At 58.8% G+C, this 16,115-nt stretch carries 13 protein-coding genes; 4 read left to right on the top strand and 9 right to left on the bottom strand.

What is annotated here, in order from left to right; translation table 11 throughout:
* Window positions 1-9 precede the first annotated feature (9 nt).
* On the top strand, window positions 10-486 hold the full coding sequence (gene sulA, locus ACZRJ6_RS00145) for an SOS-induced cell division inhibitor SulA (protein WP_463969963.1): 477 nt from the start codon (window positions 10-12) through the stop codon (window positions 484-486).
* A gap of 160 nt (window positions 487-646) precedes the next feature.
* Here the strand turns inward: sulA and ACZRJ6_RS00150 are convergent, their stop codons facing one another.
* The 7 genes from ACZRJ6_RS00150 to ACZRJ6_RS00180 all read right to left on the bottom strand — a co-directional run bounded on the left by ACZRJ6_RS00150 (window position 647) and on the right by ACZRJ6_RS00180 (window position 9,053).
* On the bottom strand, window positions 647-880 hold the full coding sequence (locus ACZRJ6_RS00150; protein ID WP_029300092.1) for a hypothetical protein: 234 nt from the start codon (window positions 878-880) through the stop codon (window positions 647-649).
* Between the two features lie 132 nt (window positions 881-1,012).
* Window positions 1,013-1,534, bottom strand: coding sequence for a DUF6586 family protein (locus ACZRJ6_RS00155; RefSeq protein ID WP_463969962.1), 522 nt, complete (start codon window positions 1,532-1,534; stop codon window positions 1,013-1,015).
* Between the two features lie 128 nt (window positions 1,535-1,662).
* Window positions 1,663-4,284, bottom strand: coding sequence for a type I DNA topoisomerase (topA, locus tag ACZRJ6_RS00160; protein WP_463969961.1), 2,622 nt, complete (start codon window positions 4,282-4,284; stop codon window positions 1,663-1,665).
* Between the two features lie 123 nt (window positions 4,285-4,407).
* Window positions 4,408-4,635, bottom strand: coding sequence for a DUF1653 domain-containing protein (locus ACZRJ6_RS00165; RefSeq protein WP_463969960.1), 228 nt, complete (start codon window positions 4,633-4,635; stop codon window positions 4,408-4,410).
* 99 nt (window positions 4,636-4,734) lie between these two features.
* Complete coding sequence (gene fadA, locus ACZRJ6_RS00170) at window positions 4,735-5,910, bottom strand: acetyl-CoA C-acyltransferase FadA (protein ID WP_133101602.1); 1,176 nt, start codon at window positions 5,908-5,910, stop codon at window positions 4,735-4,737.
* Between the two features lie 29 nt (window positions 5,911-5,939).
* A complete protein-coding gene (gene fadB / locus ACZRJ6_RS00175) occupies window positions 5,940-8,087 on the bottom strand; it encodes a fatty acid oxidation complex subunit alpha FadB (RefSeq protein WP_463969959.1) in 2,148 nt (715 codons plus the stop codon).
* Between the two features lie 528 nt (window positions 8,088-8,615).
* Window positions 8,616-9,053: a hypothetical protein gene (locus ACZRJ6_RS00180; RefSeq protein WP_463969958.1), complete on the bottom strand. Its 438-nt coding sequence runs from the start codon at window positions 9,051-9,053 to the stop codon at window positions 8,616-8,618.
* Window positions 9,054-9,157: 104 nt separating this feature from the next.
* On the opposite strand from ACZRJ6_RS00180, the gene ACZRJ6_RS00185 reads away from it, so the two are divergent.
* Window positions 9,158-9,595, top strand: coding sequence for a universal stress protein (locus tag ACZRJ6_RS00185; RefSeq protein WP_149412886.1), 438 nt, complete (start codon window positions 9,158-9,160; stop codon window positions 9,593-9,595).
* Between the two features lie 150 nt (window positions 9,596-9,745).
* Here ACZRJ6_RS00185 and ACZRJ6_RS00190 read toward each other — a convergent pair whose 3' ends face one another.
* Window positions 9,746-11,656, bottom strand: a complete 1,911-nt coding sequence (locus ACZRJ6_RS00190; RefSeq protein ID WP_463969957.1) for an ATP-binding cassette domain-containing protein — start codon at window positions 11,654-11,656, stop codon at window positions 9,746-9,748.
* 212 nt (window positions 11,657-11,868) lie between these two features.
* Between ACZRJ6_RS00190 and ACZRJ6_RS00195 the strand changes: the two genes are divergently transcribed.
* The gene (locus ACZRJ6_RS00195; protein ID WP_463969956.1) at window positions 11,869-13,797 is read left to right on the top strand and encodes a transglycosylase SLT domain-containing protein; all 1,929 of its coding nucleotides are present in this window, start codon (window positions 11,869-11,871) and stop codon (window positions 13,795-13,797) included.
* A gap of 90 nt (window positions 13,798-13,887) precedes the next feature.
* On the opposite strand, the gene ACZRJ6_RS00200 is transcribed toward ACZRJ6_RS00195, so the two are convergent.
* Entirely contained in the window at window positions 13,888-15,672 is a 1,785-nt protein-coding gene (locus tag ACZRJ6_RS00200; RefSeq protein ID WP_463969955.1) for an ABC transporter transmembrane domain-containing protein, read from the bottom strand.
* 245 nt (window positions 15,673-15,917) lie between these two features.
* On the opposite strand from ACZRJ6_RS00200, the gene ACZRJ6_RS00205 reads away from it, so the two are divergent.
* On the top strand, window positions 15,918-16,091 hold the full coding sequence (locus tag ACZRJ6_RS00205) for a PA1571 family protein (RefSeq protein ID WP_463969954.1): 174 nt from the start codon (window positions 15,918-15,920) through the stop codon (window positions 16,089-16,091).
* The last annotated feature ends 24 nt before the right edge of the window (window positions 16,092-16,115 follow it).

Consider the following 16,115-nt stretch of genomic DNA (forward strand, 5'->3'; position numbering starts at 1 on the left):
GGAGGCATCATGCAGTTTCCACACGCACCGCAACACACACAACTGCCGTTGTTTGAGGCCTTCATGATGGCCCAGCCCCTTGCGCCGATCCTCAAGGAAGCGATCGAGTCACCCTGGATCACCGACCCCGAGGCATTCAGTGAATTGTCGTTGCGCGGCGCTGCCGGGAACTGCCTGAGCCTGCTGGCCCCCATTCTTCGCGAACTGAGCGAGGAACAGGACGCCCGTTGGCTGACCTTGATCGCCCCGCCCTCAAGCCTGACCCAGGCCTGGTTACGGGACGCCGGCCTGAATCGCGAGCGTATCCTGCTGCTGCAACCACGGGGCACTCAAAGCGCCCAGCAATTAACTTGCGAAGCTTTACGCCTGGGGCGAAGCCACACCGTGGTCAGTTGGTTGAACCCGCTGAGCACAACAGCCAGGCAACAGTTGATCAGTGCAGCACGCACGGGCGACGCACAGAGTTTGAATATTCGACTGGGATAAAGCCGGTGCTAACGCGCAAAGCGTTACCGCTGCAAGCACGAAAGACCGTCCGATTGCAGCTCTGACTTTCAGCCAGTGCCTGCGATGGACACCAGGCTTCTCCAGGATTGAGAAGCCGATCTGTAAGTTTGACTCACACCAAAAAAACCGACAGACGGACTCAGTGAAGAATCCGTGGGCCGTCGTCTTTCTCCGGCTCGCCTTCAGCCAGGCGTCCCGCCATCTGCACACCGACGCTTAGCATGGCTTTTGCCACTTCCACGTGCTGGCCTTGCAGGAACGCCTTGGCGTCCTCGGAGAAGTCCAAAGTTACCAGAGAACCCTCGTCCTCAGCCCTGCGCAGCTCAATTCGGCCGTCGGGCAATTCAACAATTTCCAAAAAGGAAGTTGGCATAAAAGTCTGTTCTCCACGAAAGGCCGGGATTATATCAGTCTTGTGGCAAGCGGGCTTGTTGTGGCGAGCGGGCTCGTCACATCAAGTCAGCTTTCACATTTGGTGATCATTGATCTATCGAGAGCACGCGACTTAGCACTCGTTAAGCCCATCCCGAAACCGAATTGCCAGTTTCTTCAGTTCCTGGCGCCAGCTTTCCAGCTCTACCCTGCTCAGCGGCGCCGGGCCCTCCTCCTCCAGGCTCACCGCCACGATCAGCGGCTGGGTCACATCACCCTTGGGCTTGTGCGGCGCCCGTGGCGGCTGGAACATCGCCGCATGGGCCACCAACAAACGCGCCAGCCAACTGTCCGGGCTCTGTGCCATTTCCACCAGTTCGGCCAACTCCGGGATCGCCATGGACTCCAGCACTTCGCGGGTCAGGATCATCTCGGCCCGCGGCGCAGCGGCTTGAGGCAAGCGGTAGAACCCAGCGATTTCATGGCACAAGCCCAGCAACGCACCATAAAGGTGGAACAACGCCGATTCACGCCCCGCCTGCACCAGCGCGATAGCGTTCATCTCCTTTCCCTCCTCCGCACGGCCAAGGGCTTCCAGGGACAAACCCGCGAAGTAAATTTTCTGGTTGGTACGGGTATAGAGTTCGTTGGCCATGAAGGCAGTCTCCACAACGAATAAGGCGTAATACTGGCTGGGCAGTGTCACGGATGAGACAAGTGCACTGCAAGCCCAAAACAAAGGCCGCCTGTGAAGGCGGCCTTTGTGTCAAACGGACAACCGAATCAAGCGCCTTGACGCTTGTCCTCGACCTTCCACTTGCCACCGTCGTAGAACGCTTTCCAGCCGGTAGGCTTGCCCTCGACTTCGGTCTGTACGTACTGCTCCTTGGTCTTGCGGCTGTAGCGGATCACAGCCGGACGACCGTCGGGATCTTTCTTCGGCGCTTCACAGAGGAAGTGGTACTTCGGATCAATCTCGTCCTTGTGGGGCACGATCTCGATCACCAGTGGCGCGCGAGTCTCACGGTTTTTCGGGAACTGGCTGGCTGCCAGGAACAAACCCGAAGCCCCGTCGCGCAGGATGTAGGTGTCGTTGACCTTCTGGCACTTGAGTTCAGGCATCTTCACCGGGTCCATCTTCGGCGGCGCCGCATCACCGCTTTTGAGCAGTTTGCGGGTGTTCTTGCAGGTCGGGTTGGTGCAACCGAAGAACTTGCCGAAACGGCCCGTCTTGAGCTGCATCTCGCTGCCGCACTTGTCGCATTCCAGGCTCGGGCCTTCGTAGCCCTTGATACGGTAGCTGCCTTCCTCGATCTCGTAGCCGTTGCAATCCGGGTTGTTACCGCAGATATGCAGCTTGTGCTTCTCGTCCAGCAGGTAGGCGTCCATCGCCGTGCTGCAGATCGGGCAACGGTGCTTGCCGCGCAGTACCAGGGATTCAGATTCACCCTCGTCATCGGCAGCGATCTCGTCACCCGGCACCAGGTTGACGGTGGCCTTGCAACGCTCCTTCGGCGGCAGGCTGTAGCCCGAGCAACCGAGGAATACACCGGTGGACGCAGTACGAATCTGCATCGGCCGCCCGCAGGTGAGGCACGCAATGTCCGTCATCACCGGCTGGTTGGCGCGCATGCCATTCTCAGCGCTTTCGGCGACTTCCAGTTTCTTCTTGAAGTCACCGTAGAACTCGTCGAGTACGTTTTTCCAGTCCCGTTCGCCCTGGGCGACGTCGTCGAGGTTCTCTTCCATACCGGCGGTGAAGCCGTAGTCCATCAGGTTGGAGAAGCTCTCGGATAGACGCTCGGTGACGATGTCGCCCATCTTTTCCGAATAGAAACGACGGTTATGCAGGGCCACGTAGCCACGGTCCTGGATGGTGGAGATGATCGCCGCGTAGGTCGAAGGACGACCGATACCGCGCTTTTCCATCTCTTTCACCAGGCTGGCTTCCGAATAACGGGCCGGCGGCTTGGTGAAGTGCTGGGTCGGATCAAGCTTGATCAGCTTCATCACGTCGCCCTGAGCCATGTCCGGCAGCACGTCGTCGTCGCCCGGCTTGGCGATTTGCGGCATGACGCGGGTGTAGCCATCAAACTTGAGGATGCGGCCCTTGGCCCGCAACTCGAAGTCCCCAGCGGCGACGCTGACGGTGGTCGACAGGTATTGCGCCGGCAGCATCTGGCAGGCCAGGAACTGGCGCCAGATCAACTCGTAGAGGCGCTCAGCGTCACGTTCCATGCCAGTCAGCTTGCTTGGCTCGGTGTTGGCGTCAGACGGACGAATCGCTTCGTGAGCCTCTTGTGCGCCTTCCTTGCTGCTGTAGACGTTCGGGTTTTCCGGCAGGTACTTCTTGCCGAACTCGCCTTCAATGTAAGTACGCGCCATCGCGACTGCATCCAACGACAGGTTGGTGGAGTCGGTACGCATATAGGTGATGTAGCCCGCTTCATACAGACGCTGGGCCATCATCATCGTCTTCTTCACGCCGAAGCCCAGGCGGTTGCTCGCGGCCTGCTGCAGGGTGGAGGTGATGAACGGCGCCGACGGCTTGCTGCTGGTGGGTTTGTCTTCACGCTTGACGATGCTGTAGCTGGAAGCCTTGAGTTTCTCCAGCGCGGCCATGGCCTGGGCTTCGTTGAGCGGCTTGAAGGCCTCGCCTTTCTCGCGGGCCACGTCAAAGCGCACGGTTGCGCCCTTGGCGCTGCCGAGATCAGCATGGATTTCCCAGTATTCTTCAGGGTTGAACGCACGAATCTCGCGCTCACGCTCCACCACCAGCTTCACCGCTACCGATTGCACACGGCCGGCGGACAGACCACGGGCGATCTTCGCCCACAGCAGTGGCGAGACCATGTAACCCACGACGCGGTCGAGGAAACGACGGGCCTGTTGAGCGTTAACCCGATCGATGTCCAGTTCGCCCGGCTTGGAGAAGGCCTCCTGAATCGCTTTCTTGGTGATTTCGTTGAACACCACGCGCTTGTAGCGGCTCTCATCACCACCGATGGCTTCGCGCAGGTGCCAGGCAATGGCTTCCCCCTCGCGATCCAAGTCGGTTGCGAGATAGATGATGTCAGCATCCTTGGCGAGCCGGCGCAGCTCTTCGATGACCTTTTCCTTGCCCGGGAGGATCTCGTACTGGGCTTTCCAGCCATGGTCGGGATCGACACCCATGCGCGAGACCAGCTGCTTGCGAGCTTTCTCTTTAGGCGTGAGCACCGGACCTTCGCCCGCAGCCGCCTTGCCGCGCTTGGCGGCAGGCTCCTTGCTGGCGCTAGCCGAACCGCTGGTGGGCAGGTCTCGGATATGGCCGATACTCGACTTCACCACGTACTCGTTACCCAAGTACTTGTTGATGGTCTTGGCCTTAGCCGGGGATTCCACAATGACCAGCGATTTGCCCATGGATCGGAAAATTCCTGAATTCGAGAAGTGAAAGGCGGTTGGCGCCTGACGCGGCAACGCTATATATAGTGGCAACAAGGTGAGGTCAAGCGCAGCATTGCGCGCGGCCTGCCTTTATTACGCTCAAAAAAGGCTCGGTTCGACCTGGATCAAAGCAAAGCGCGGGACCTGCTCGCCGTCAACTTCGACGGTCTCCAGGAACATGCTCAAGGGACGCACCCAAAAGCCGTAATCGCCATACAGTGCTTGGTAAAACACCACTTCCTCTTCGGTCTCGGAATGCCGCGCGACATTAAAAACGCGGTACTGCGGACCTTTATAATGCTGGTAGAGCCCGGGTTCGACTTTCATGCTCTGGCGCTCTTACAAAATTTGTTAAAAAAAAAATACAAAAACTTCCAAAAAACAAAAAACCGGGGCACTTGGCCCCGGCTTCCGTCAACACAACGTTTAGATACGTTCGAAGACGGTGGAGATGCCTTGGCCGAGACCAATGCACATGGTAGCTACCCCGAGGTTGCCGCCATTTTGCTTCATCACGTTAAGCAACGTGCCGGAGATTCGCGCACCAGAGCAACCGAATGGGTGACCCAGGGCAATCGCGCCGCCGTGCAGGTTAACCTTCTCGTTCATCTTGTCGAGCACTTTCAAATCTTTCAGCACTGGCAGGGCCTGTGCGGCGAAAGCTTCGTTGAGTTCGAAGAAGTCGATATCGGAGATAGTCAGGCCCGCGCGCTTCAGTGCTTTTTGTGTGGCCGGTACTGGACCATAGCCCATGATCGCCGGGTCCACACCTGCCACTGCCATCGAACGAATCACTGCCATCGGCTGAATACCCAGGTCCTGGGCACGCTGGGCCGACATCACGATCATGCACGAAGCACCGTCAGTAATCTGCGACGAAGTACCGGCTGTCACGGTGCCGCCCTTGGGATTGAAGGCAGGCTTGAGGGCCGCCAGGCTTTCCAGGGTGGTGTCCGGACGAATGGTTTCGTCGTAGTCGAACAGTTTCAGGAAACCGTTCTCGTCGTAGCCGTTCATCGGGATGATTTCATCCTTGAACTTGCCTTCCAGGGTCGCCTTGTGGGCGAGCTGGTGGGAGCGCACGCCGAATGCGTCCTGGGCCTCACGGGTGATGCCGTGCATCTTGCCGAGCATTTCTGCGGTCAAGCCCATCATGCCCGAGGCTTTCGCCGCGTAGAGGGACATGTGCGGGTTCGGATCGACACCGTGCATCATGCTGACGTGGCCCATGTGCTCGACGCCACCCACCACAAATACATCACCGTTGCCGGTCATGATCGCTTGCGCGGCAGTGTGCAGGGCACTCATGGACGAGCCACACAGGCGGCTGACGGTCTGGGCAGCAGCGGTGTGCGGGATCGGTGTCATCAGCGACACCATCCGCGCGATGTTCCAACCCTGCTCCAGGGTCTGGTTCACACAGCCCCAGATCACGTCTTCGACTTCGCTCGGATCGACCTTGACGTTGCGTTCCAGCAATTTGCTGATCAGGTGCGCCGACATGTCTTCGGCGCGGGTGTTGCGGTGCATGCCGCCCTTGGAGCGGCCCATTGGAGTGCGACCGAAGTCGACAATCACGACGTCTCTTGGATTCAAGCTCATAAATATTCTCGCTCTAGTCGTTTGGGCGCTTAACCGAAGAAGCTCTGGCCGTTTTTGGCCATCTCACGCAGCTTCGCAGTCGGGTGGTACAGCGGGCCCAAATCAGCGTACTGATCAGCCAGGGCAACGAACTCGGCCACACCGATCGAATCGATGTAGCGCAGCGCACCGCCACGGAATGGAGGGAAACCAATACCGTAGACCAGACCCATGTCGGCTTCGGCAGCGGTTTCGACAATGCCGTCTTCCAGGCAGCGCACGGTTTCCAGGCACAGAGCGATCATCATCCAGTTGATGATGTCCTCGTCGGACACTTCACGCTGTTCGTAGACGATCGGCTTGAGCACTTCCAGCACCGACGGATCGGCGACTTTCTTCTGCTTGCCGCGCTTGTCGGTCTCGTAGGCGTAGAAGCCCTTGCCATTCTTCTGGCCCAGGCGCTTGGCTTCGTAGAGCGCATCGATGGCCGAACGACGGTCGTCTTTCATGCGGTCCGGGAAGCCTTCCGCCATTACGTCGCGACCGTGGTGGCCGGTGTCGATACCGACCACGTCCATCAGGTACGCCGGGCCCATTGGCCAGCCGAATTTTTCCATGACCTTGTCGATACGGACGAAGTCCACACCAGCGCTGACCAACTTGGCGAAACCGCCGAAGTACGGGAACAGCACACGGTTGACCAAAAAGCCCGGGCAGTCGTTGACGACGATCGGGTTCTTGCCCATTTTCTTGGCGTAGGCCACGGTGGTGGCAACGGCCAGCTCACTGGACTTCTCGCCACGGATCACTTCCACCAGCGGCATCATGTGCACCGGGTTGAAGAAGTGCATGCCGACGAAGTTTTCCGGACGCTTGAGGGCCTTGGCCAGCAAGGTGATGGAAATGGTCGAGGTGTTGGAAGCCAGGATGGTGTCTTCACCGACATGGGCCTCGACTTCAGCCAGTACCGCCTGCTTGACCTTCGGATTCTCGACAACCGCTTCGACCACCAGGTCGACGTGGCCGAAATCACCGTAGGACAGGGTCGGACGAATGCCGTTGAGCACTTCGGCCATCTTGGCTGCAGTCATGCGACCTTTATCAACGCGGCCCACCAGCAGTTTCGCGGCTTCTGCCAGACCCTGCTCGATACCGTGCTCGTTGATGTCTTTCATCAGGATCGGCGTGCCTTTGGACGCCGACTGATAGGCGATACCGCCACCCATGATACCGGCGCCGAGTACGGCAGCCTGTTTCACGTCCTTGGCGATTTCGTCGTAGGCCTTGGCCTTTTTCTTCAGCTCCTGATCGTTCAGGAACAGACCGATCAAGCTCTGCGCGGCAGAGGTCTTGGCCAGTTTGACGAAACCTGCGGCTTCGATTTCCAGCGCCTTGTCGCGACCGAAGTTCGCGGCTTTCTGGATGGTCTTGATGGCTTCAACCGGCGCCGGGTAGTTCGGGCCGGCTTGACCAGCGACGAAACCCTTGGCGGTCTCGAACGACATCATTTGTTCGATGGCGTTGAGCTTGAGTTTTTCCAGCTTCGGCTGACGCTTGGCCTTGTAGTCAAATTCGCCGCTGATGGCGCCTTTGATCAGGTTCAGTGCGGCTTCGGCCAGCTTCTCGGGAGCAACCACGGCATCGACGGCGCCAACTTTCAGCGCGTCCTCAGCACGGTTTTCCTTGCCGGCGGCGATCCATTCGATGGCGTTGTCGGCACCGATGATGCGCGGCAGGCGCACGGTACCGCCAAAGCCTGGGTAGATGCCCAGCTTGACTTCCGGCAGACCGATTTTCGCAGTCGTGACCATGACGCGGTAGTCCGCAGCCAGGCACATTTCCAAACCGCCGCCCAGGGCGATGCCATTGATCGCGGCAACGGTCGGTACGTTGAGGTCTTCGAAATCGCTGAAAATCTTGTTGGCTTCGAGGTTGCCAGCTACAAGCTCGGCATCGGGCAGCTTGAAGCTCTCGACGAATTCGGTGATGTCAGCGCCGACGATAAACACGTCCTTGCCGCTGGAAACGATCACGCCCTTGACCGAAGCATCTGCTTTGATGGCGTCTACGGCCTGACGCAGTTCGTTCAGGGTTAGACGGTTGAACTTGTTGACGGACTCACCCTTGAGGTCGAATTTCAATTCGACGATGCCACTTTCAAGAGCCTTAACCGTGATGGCTTTACCTTCGTAAATCATCAACTGATCTCCACGATATGGAAGCTGAACAGTACACGTCGGACGCAGGCACAAGCTTCAGCATTGACGTTACCGTCGATGCTAACGCCAATTCGCCAGGCACACCCGCCAACGCGATAGTCGGGATTCTGTAGAAGCGCTCGCTAATACAAACGCTCAATTCATACGCCCGTTTGATTTGGGTACGCCACCTTCATCCAAATTCCGACAATTGTCAATCGCCCGAAAGGGCCTGAAAAACGCGACTTTTCAGTCATTTCAGAACCATGAGGGCAAGTTGCAGGCGGATGGATGGCGAACCATTCACGCAATCAATAATAAGAAAATACGTGCGAAGGCCTGTACAGACTGGCGTCAGCAGCTACGCTAGCGACAACCTTAGCAAGATCACATGAACGCTTGGACGAATATCCGGCGTGAAATGAAAGTCAGCACTGAAGAGTTTCCGGCCTGCCTGGCCAACCCCGCCCGATGTTGATATCGGGCTTTTTATTGCCCACGAAAACATACCGTTCCTCCAGAAACCAATCAGGCCAGTGCCTTGAGCAGCGCAGTAATGTCCTGCAAAACACTCATTTCACCCTTCTCCCCCCAGTACAAAGTGATCATCTGCGCATCCGCCTCCACCTTGTAGACGTTGTCGGGCAGCGTCGCAAAATGTGGCAACAATTTCTCGTCAACGCAGACTTCCTGCCACTGATTGACCCACACACCCGGCTCCAGCTGCCAATAACTCCAGATCGAAGGCCGGCTGCCGCGCCGTGGCCGGTGATACTGCGCACACGGGCTCGGCGGCTCCTGCTTGAGCCAGTGCGGCCACTCCTGAGGCACCAGTTGCATGGCCAGGCCAATGCGGCGTGCCTCCATGCGCAGAGCCATGCGCCCACTCGAATGACGCGATGGACGCAGCCATGCCAGAGGGCTCAAAACCACCGCAAGGATTGACACCACTATCCAGACCGTCATATGTGTACTCCCGAATTCTTGATGAGCGGATTTGACCTGACGCAAGCCCATCCGCTTGAAACCAGCCATACTGAACTTATCGCTTTCCTTTGGAGGAACTCTTCATGCCCTACCAACATATTCTGGTCGCTGTGGATCTGACCGAAGAGTGCGATCCAGTGATCAAGCGCGCCGTTGAACTTGCCGGCGACACCGTCAAGCTGTCCCTGGTGCATATCGTCGAACCCATGGCCATGGCCTTTGGCGGCGATGTACCGATGGACCTTTCACAGCTGCAACAACAACAGTTCGATCAAGCCAAGGAACGGCTTGAGCGATTGATTGCCAAGTATCCGGCACTGAAAAAAGATCAGAGCCACTTGACCTACGGCCAGCCGCGCCAGGAAATCCATCACCTGGCCAAGGAACAAGGCTGTGACCTGATTGTGGTCGGCAGCCATGGCCGTCACGGCTTGGCGTTGCTCCTGGGCTCCACCGCCAATGATGTGCTGCATGGCGCGCCATGTGATGTGCTGGCAGTGAGACTGATCAAAGCAGTGTAGGAGCGAGCTTGCTCGCGAAAAACCTGAGAGCACCTCACCGTGTCAGGCACCCCGCGTTATCGTTAACGAGCATCGCGAGCAAGCTAGCTCCTACAAAAAACCCGGCGTTCACCTAAGTGCACGCCGGGTTTTTTATTGCCGCAGAATCAATCAGGCATCCAGCTCGGCCCAACGCTCAACCAATACGTCCAACTCAGCCTGCAACTGCTCAAGGGAAGCAATGACCTTGGCGGTTTCAGCCGCAGGACGCTGATAGAAACTCGCGTCAGCCATTTCGGCCTCAACACCAGCAATCTGCTTTTCCTTGGCGTCGATATCACCCGGCAACGCTTCCAGCTCGCGCTGCAGCTTGTAGCTGAGCTTCTTCTTTGCCACCGGCGCTTCTGCAGGAGCAGCGGCAGCCGGCGTCACCACGGCCGAAGCCAGGTCAGCCTTGCCGGATTTGCTTTCGGTCACGCCCAGCAGGCGCGGCGAGCCGCCCTGACGCAGCCAGTCCTGATAACCACCAACGTATTCGCGAACCTTGCCTTCACCTTCAAAGACCAGGGTGCTGGTGACCACGTTGTCGAGGAATGCCCGGTCGTGACTGACCATCAGCACGGTGCCGTTGAAAGTCAGCAAGACTTCTTCCAGCAGCTCCAGGGTTTCCACGTCCAAGTCGTTGGTCGGTTCGTCGAGCACCAGCAGGTTGGCCGGCTTGCTGAACAGCTTGGCCAACAGCAGGCGCGCACGCTCACCGCCAGACAATGCCTTGACCGGCGTACGTGCACGTTGCGGGCTGAACAGGAAATCGCCCAGGTAGCTCAGCACGTGGCGGCTCTGGCCGTCGATATCGATAAAGTCGCGACCTTCGGCGACGTTGTCGATCACGGTTTTCTCCAGGTCCAACTGGTGACGCAACTGGTCGAAGTAGGCTACGTCGATGCGCGTGCCCTCTTCCACTTTACCGCTGGTCGGTTGCAGGCCGCTGAGCATCAGCTTGAGCAAGGTGGTCTTGCCGGTACCGTTGGCGCCGAGCAAACCAATGCGGTCGCCGCGCTGCAGGACCATCGAGAAGTCCTTGATCAGGAACGGGCCGCCCGGGTGAGCGAAGCTCACGTTGTCCAGGACCATTACCTGCTTACCCGACTTGTCGGCGGTATCCAGCTGAATATTGGCCTTGCCGGTGCGCTCACGACGCTCGCTACGCTCGTTGCGCAGGGCCTTCAGGGCGCGTACGCGACCTTCGTTACGGGTGCGACGCGCCTTGATGCCCTGCCGGATCCAGACTTCTTCCTGGGCCAGCTTCTTGTCGAACAGCGCGTTGGCGGTATCTTCAGCCGACAGAGCCGCCTCTTTGTGTACCAGGAAGCTGGCGTAGTCGCCGTTCCAGTCGATCAGGCCACCGCGATCCAGTTCCAGGATGCGGGTCGCGAGGTTTTGCAGGAAGGAACGGTCGTGCGTGATAAACAGCACGGCGCCCTGGAAGTCCTTGAGGGCTTCTTCCAGCCAGGCAATTGCGCCGATATCCAGGTGGTTAGTCGGTTCGTCGAGCAGCAACAGGTCCGGTTCGGAAACCAGGGCCTGGGCCAGCAGGACGCGACGACGCCAGCCGCCGGACAATTCGGCGAGGGTCTTGTCGGCAGGCAGTTGCAGGCGGCTGAGGGTGCTGTCGACCAATTGCTGCAGGCGCCAGCCGTCACGGGCTTCGAGGTCGTGCTGGACGTGCATCAGCTTGTCCAGGTCCGCGGCGGTGACGATGTTCTGGCTCAAGTGGTGATATTGCGCAAGCAACTCACCGACACCGTCCAGGCCTTCGGCAACCACGTCGAACACAGTCCGTTCGTCGGCCACCGGCAATTCTTGCGGCAATTCGCCAATCTTGAGGCCCGGGGCGCGCCAGACAGAGCCTTCATCGGGCTTCTGGTCGCCTTTTACCAGCTTCATCATGCTGGACTTGCCGGTGCCGTTGCGGCCGATGATACACACCCGCTCACCACGGGCGATCTGCCAGGACACCTTGTCCAACAACGGCATAGCGCCGAAAGCAAGGGACACATCGCTGAATTTGAGCAGGGTCATGAGCTTCTCCAAAAACTGGGCGCGTATTCTACCTGACTTAGGGCCTGAGGCGGCCGGCATTTTCGCCGCCGACATGTTCTGCAGAAGATTTCCAGCGAACTTGAACGAAGCAGCCGGCAAAGCTTTCACCGGTTGCAGGCAAAAGGCTAAGCTAGAGGTAATCAGTGCCGGCAGCGTCGGCACTAGTCGTGATTTCTCTGCACGGACGTCTCATGCGCAGTCGCCTTTTCAATTTTTTATCTTGCCTACTTCTTTCCGCCACTGCCGCTCAAACCGCCCAGGCTGTGGACTTGACCACCCAACGCCAATATTACGATCAAGCCAAGCGGGCATTGGCCAAAGGCGACACCGGCCCTTACATGCAATACAGCCAGGCCCTGGCGGATTATCCGCTGACGCCGTACCTGGCCTACGACGAACTGACCGCCCGACTGAAATCCGCCAGCAACCAGGAGATCGAACAATTCCTGGCAAAAAACGGCGACCTGCCCCAGGCCAACTGGATGAAACTGCGCTGGTTACGCTGGCTGGCCGAACGGGGTGACTGGCAGACCTTTGAAAAGTACTACGACGCCAAGCTCAATTTCACCGAACTGGACTGCCTCCATGGCCAGTTCCAGCTAAGCCACAACCTCAAGGCCGAAGGCTATAAAACCGCCGAGAAACTGTGGCTCACCGGTAAATCCCAACCCGCCGCCTGCGATGCGACGTTTGGACAATGGGCCGCTGACGGCCAACTGACCGAACAGAAAATCTGGAGCCGCACCAAACTGGCCGCCGAAGCGCGCAACTACGCGCTGGCCAACAGCCTGGTGAAAACTCTGCCCACCCTCGGCGCCCAAGGCCGACTGATGGTGGACGTCGCGCAAAAGCCTGATTTGCTCAGCAACCCATCACGCTTCCTGCCGACGACCGAGGCAATGTCCGACGCGGTCGGCCTGGGTCTTCGCCGCTTGGCACGCCAGGACCCCGAAAAGGCCTTGGCCTTGCTCGATGGGTATGCCACCAGCATGCATTTCTCCCGTGACGAAAAAGTGTCCATCGCCCGGGAAATCGGCTTGACCCTGGCGCGACGCTACGACCCTCGCGCCCTGGACGTGATGACCAAATACGACCCGGAATTGCGGGACAACACCGTTTCCGAATGGCGCCTGCGGCTGCTGTTGCGCCTCGCTCGCTGGGAAGACGCTTATCAATTGACTCGCAAACTGCCCCAGGACCTGGCCACCACCAACCGCTGGCGCTACTGGCAAGCCCGCGCCCTGGAGCTGGCCGAACCGAAAAACCCGCAAGCCCTGGTGCTGTACAAAGGCCTGGCGCGCGAGCGTGACTTCTATGGTTTCCTCGCGGCAGATCGCTCCCAAGCCCCCTATCAGCTGAACAACAAACCGCTGGTGATGAGCCAGGCGCTGGCCAACAAGGTCCGTAACACCCCCGGCGTGAGGCGCGCCCTGGAGTTCTACGCTCGCGGGCAGATCGTCGATGGGCGCCGCGAGTGGTACCACGTCAGCCGCCACTTCAACCGTGACGAAATGGTCGCCCAGGCCAAACTGGCTTACGACATGAAGTGGTACTTCCCGGCGATCCGCACCATCAGCCAGGCGCAATACTGGGACGACCTGGACATCCGCTTCCCCATGGCCCACCGCGACACCCTGGTGCGTGAAGCCAAGGTCCGTGGGCTGCACTCAAGCTGGGTGTTCGCCATCACCCGCCAGGAAAGCGCCTTCATGGACGACGCCCGCTCCGGCGTCGGCGCCAGCGGCCTGATGCAACTGATGCCCGCCACCGCCAAGGAAACTGCGCGCAAGTTCAGCATCCCGCTAGCCTCACCGCAGCAAGTGCTGGACCCGGACAAGAACATCCAGCTCGGCGCTGCGTACCTCAGCCAGGTTCATAGCCAATTCAATGGCAACCGCGTCCTCGCTTCTGCCGCCTACAACGCAGGCCCCGGCCGTGTGCGCCAATGGCTGCGCGGCGCTGATCACCTGAGTTTCGACGTGTGGGTGGAAAGCATTCCATTCGACGAAACCCGCCAGTATGTGCAGAACGTGCTGTCTTATTCGGTTATTTACGGGCAAAAGCTCAATGCGCCACAGCCTTTGGTGGATTGGCATGAGCGGTATTTTGATGATCAGTAAAAAGGCAACGGCAAGCAGCAAGCCTTGAGCTTCAAGCTGAAATGAAAATGCCCGCATTGAGAGATGCGGGCATTTTTTATGGCCGACGATTTAACCTGTATGCGGCTCCCTGTCCCCATCACTGAACTGCAACGCCGCCAGCCGCGCATACAGAGGGTTACTGGCAATTAATTGTTGATGCGTCCCCACCGCCACCAACTTGCCCTGATCCATCACCGCAATCCGGTCAGCGTTTTTCACGGTGGCCAGTCGATGAGCGATCACCAGCGTGGTACGACCCTGCATCAATTGAGGCAAGGCTTGCTGGATCAAGTGTTCGCTCTGGGCATCAAGGGCGCTGGTGGCTTCGTCCAGCAGCAGGATAGGCGCGTCCACCAGCAGCGCGCGGGCGATAGCCAGGCGTTGGCGCTGGCCGCCGGAAAGGCCCATGCCGCCGTCGCCCAGATGAGTCTGGTAGCCATCAGGCATTTGCAGGATGAAGTCGTGGGCGTGGGCGATACGAGCAGCTTCTTCGACTTGGGCAAACGTGGCCGAGGGGTTGCCGTAGCGGATGTTTTCTTCGACGCTGCCAAAGAACAGCGCCGGGCTTTGGGAGACCAGGGCGAAGCAGCGGCGCAGGTCCAGCGGGTCCAGTTCGGTAAGGGGGTGGCCTTCCAGCAGAACGCAACCTTGTTGTGGATCGTAGAAGCGTAGCAGCAGGTCGAAGAGGGTTGATTTGCCGGCACCGGACGGTCCTACCAATGCCAGGGTTTCACCTGCATTGATGGTCAGATTCAGGCCATCGATGGCAAAGCGATCTGGACGTGACGGGTAGGAAAAGCTCAGATCTTGCAACGCCAGGCTACCGCTTACCCGCTCAGGCAGTTTGACGGTGCCATTGGCGGGCGCCTGGATTTCATTGCTCGACTGCAACAACTCGGCAATACGCTCTGCCGCGCCGGCCGCCCGTTGCAGCTCGCCGATCACTTCGCTCAGGGTGCCGAAGGCGCTACCAACAATCAGGCTGTAAAACACAAAGGCCGCCAGCTCGCCGCCTGATATGCGCCCGGCGATCACGTCCATACCACCAACCCAGAGCATCACGCCCACGGCGCCCAGTACCAGCACGATCACCAGGGTGATGAGCCAGGCGCGCTGGACGATGCGCTTGCGTGCGGTATCGAAGGCCTCTTCCACGGTCACGGCGAAGCGCTGTTCGTCCTGGCGCTGGTGGTTGTAGGCCTGAACGGTTTTGATCTGCCCAAGGGTTTCCGACACGTAGCTGCCGACATCAGCGATGCGGTCCTGGCTCAACCGCGACAGGCTGCGCACCCGGCGGCCGAAAATCAGAATCGGCGCCAGCACCAACGGCAGCGCCACCACCACGATGCTGGTGAGCTTGGGGTTGGTGATGAACAGCAGCACGATCCCACCGATCACCATTAAGGCATTGCGCAGGAACAGGGACAGCGACGAACCGATCACCGATTGCAGCAACGTGGTATCAGCGGTCAGGCGCGACTGGATTTCCGAGCTGCGGTTGTTTTCATAGAAGCCTGGATGCAGGTAGATCAAGTGGTTGAACACCTGTCGGCGAATGTCCGCCACGCAACGCTCGCCGATCCACGACACCAGGTAGAAGCGGGCAAAGGTACCCACTGCCAGGCCCACTACCAGAATCATAAACAAGCCGATGGACTGGTTGAGCAAATGGGGCGATTGGGTCATGAACCCCTGGTCTACCAACAGGCGGATACCCTGCCCCATGGATAAGGTGATGCCAGCGGTGACAACCAGCGCCAGCAAGGCACCCAGTGCCTGCCATCGATAAGGCGCGATAAAGCGGCGGGCCAGGCGAATGGCGCGGCGTTGACGGGCTGAGAGCATGGAGAACATCACCTGATTGATACAGCCTCAAGCCTACACCGCAATTCAATGGAATTTGGCTAAATCACAATGAGTCAGGTTAATTATGCTCATCAACGATAGCTTCTAGAGGCTATCGGTCTAAAGTCCGGCTGGAAATCTGTAGCGGCTTCTGCTGGACTATGGACTCGAACCGCCGATCTCGTAAGGCGCTGTAACAGCTCGGTCATACGGGGGTTTTAGAGTAGGTACACAACCTGATGAGGAGACAGGCCATGTCCTTGCAAAATAGCAGCGATACCAACATTGAAGTGATCCGCCAACCGCAGCATTTGCCTTGCTCGTATATCGACGCTCAAGGCCGCGAGGTGCAGATTACCGAAGACATGATCCAGGACGCTTGCCGAGAACTGGAACAAAAATTGGTCAAGCCTGCCGAGCAAGGCTGATACGCCCGCACCCTTTCAGAACCG

It is taken from the genome of Pseudomonas sp. C321, assembly GCF_055407105.1.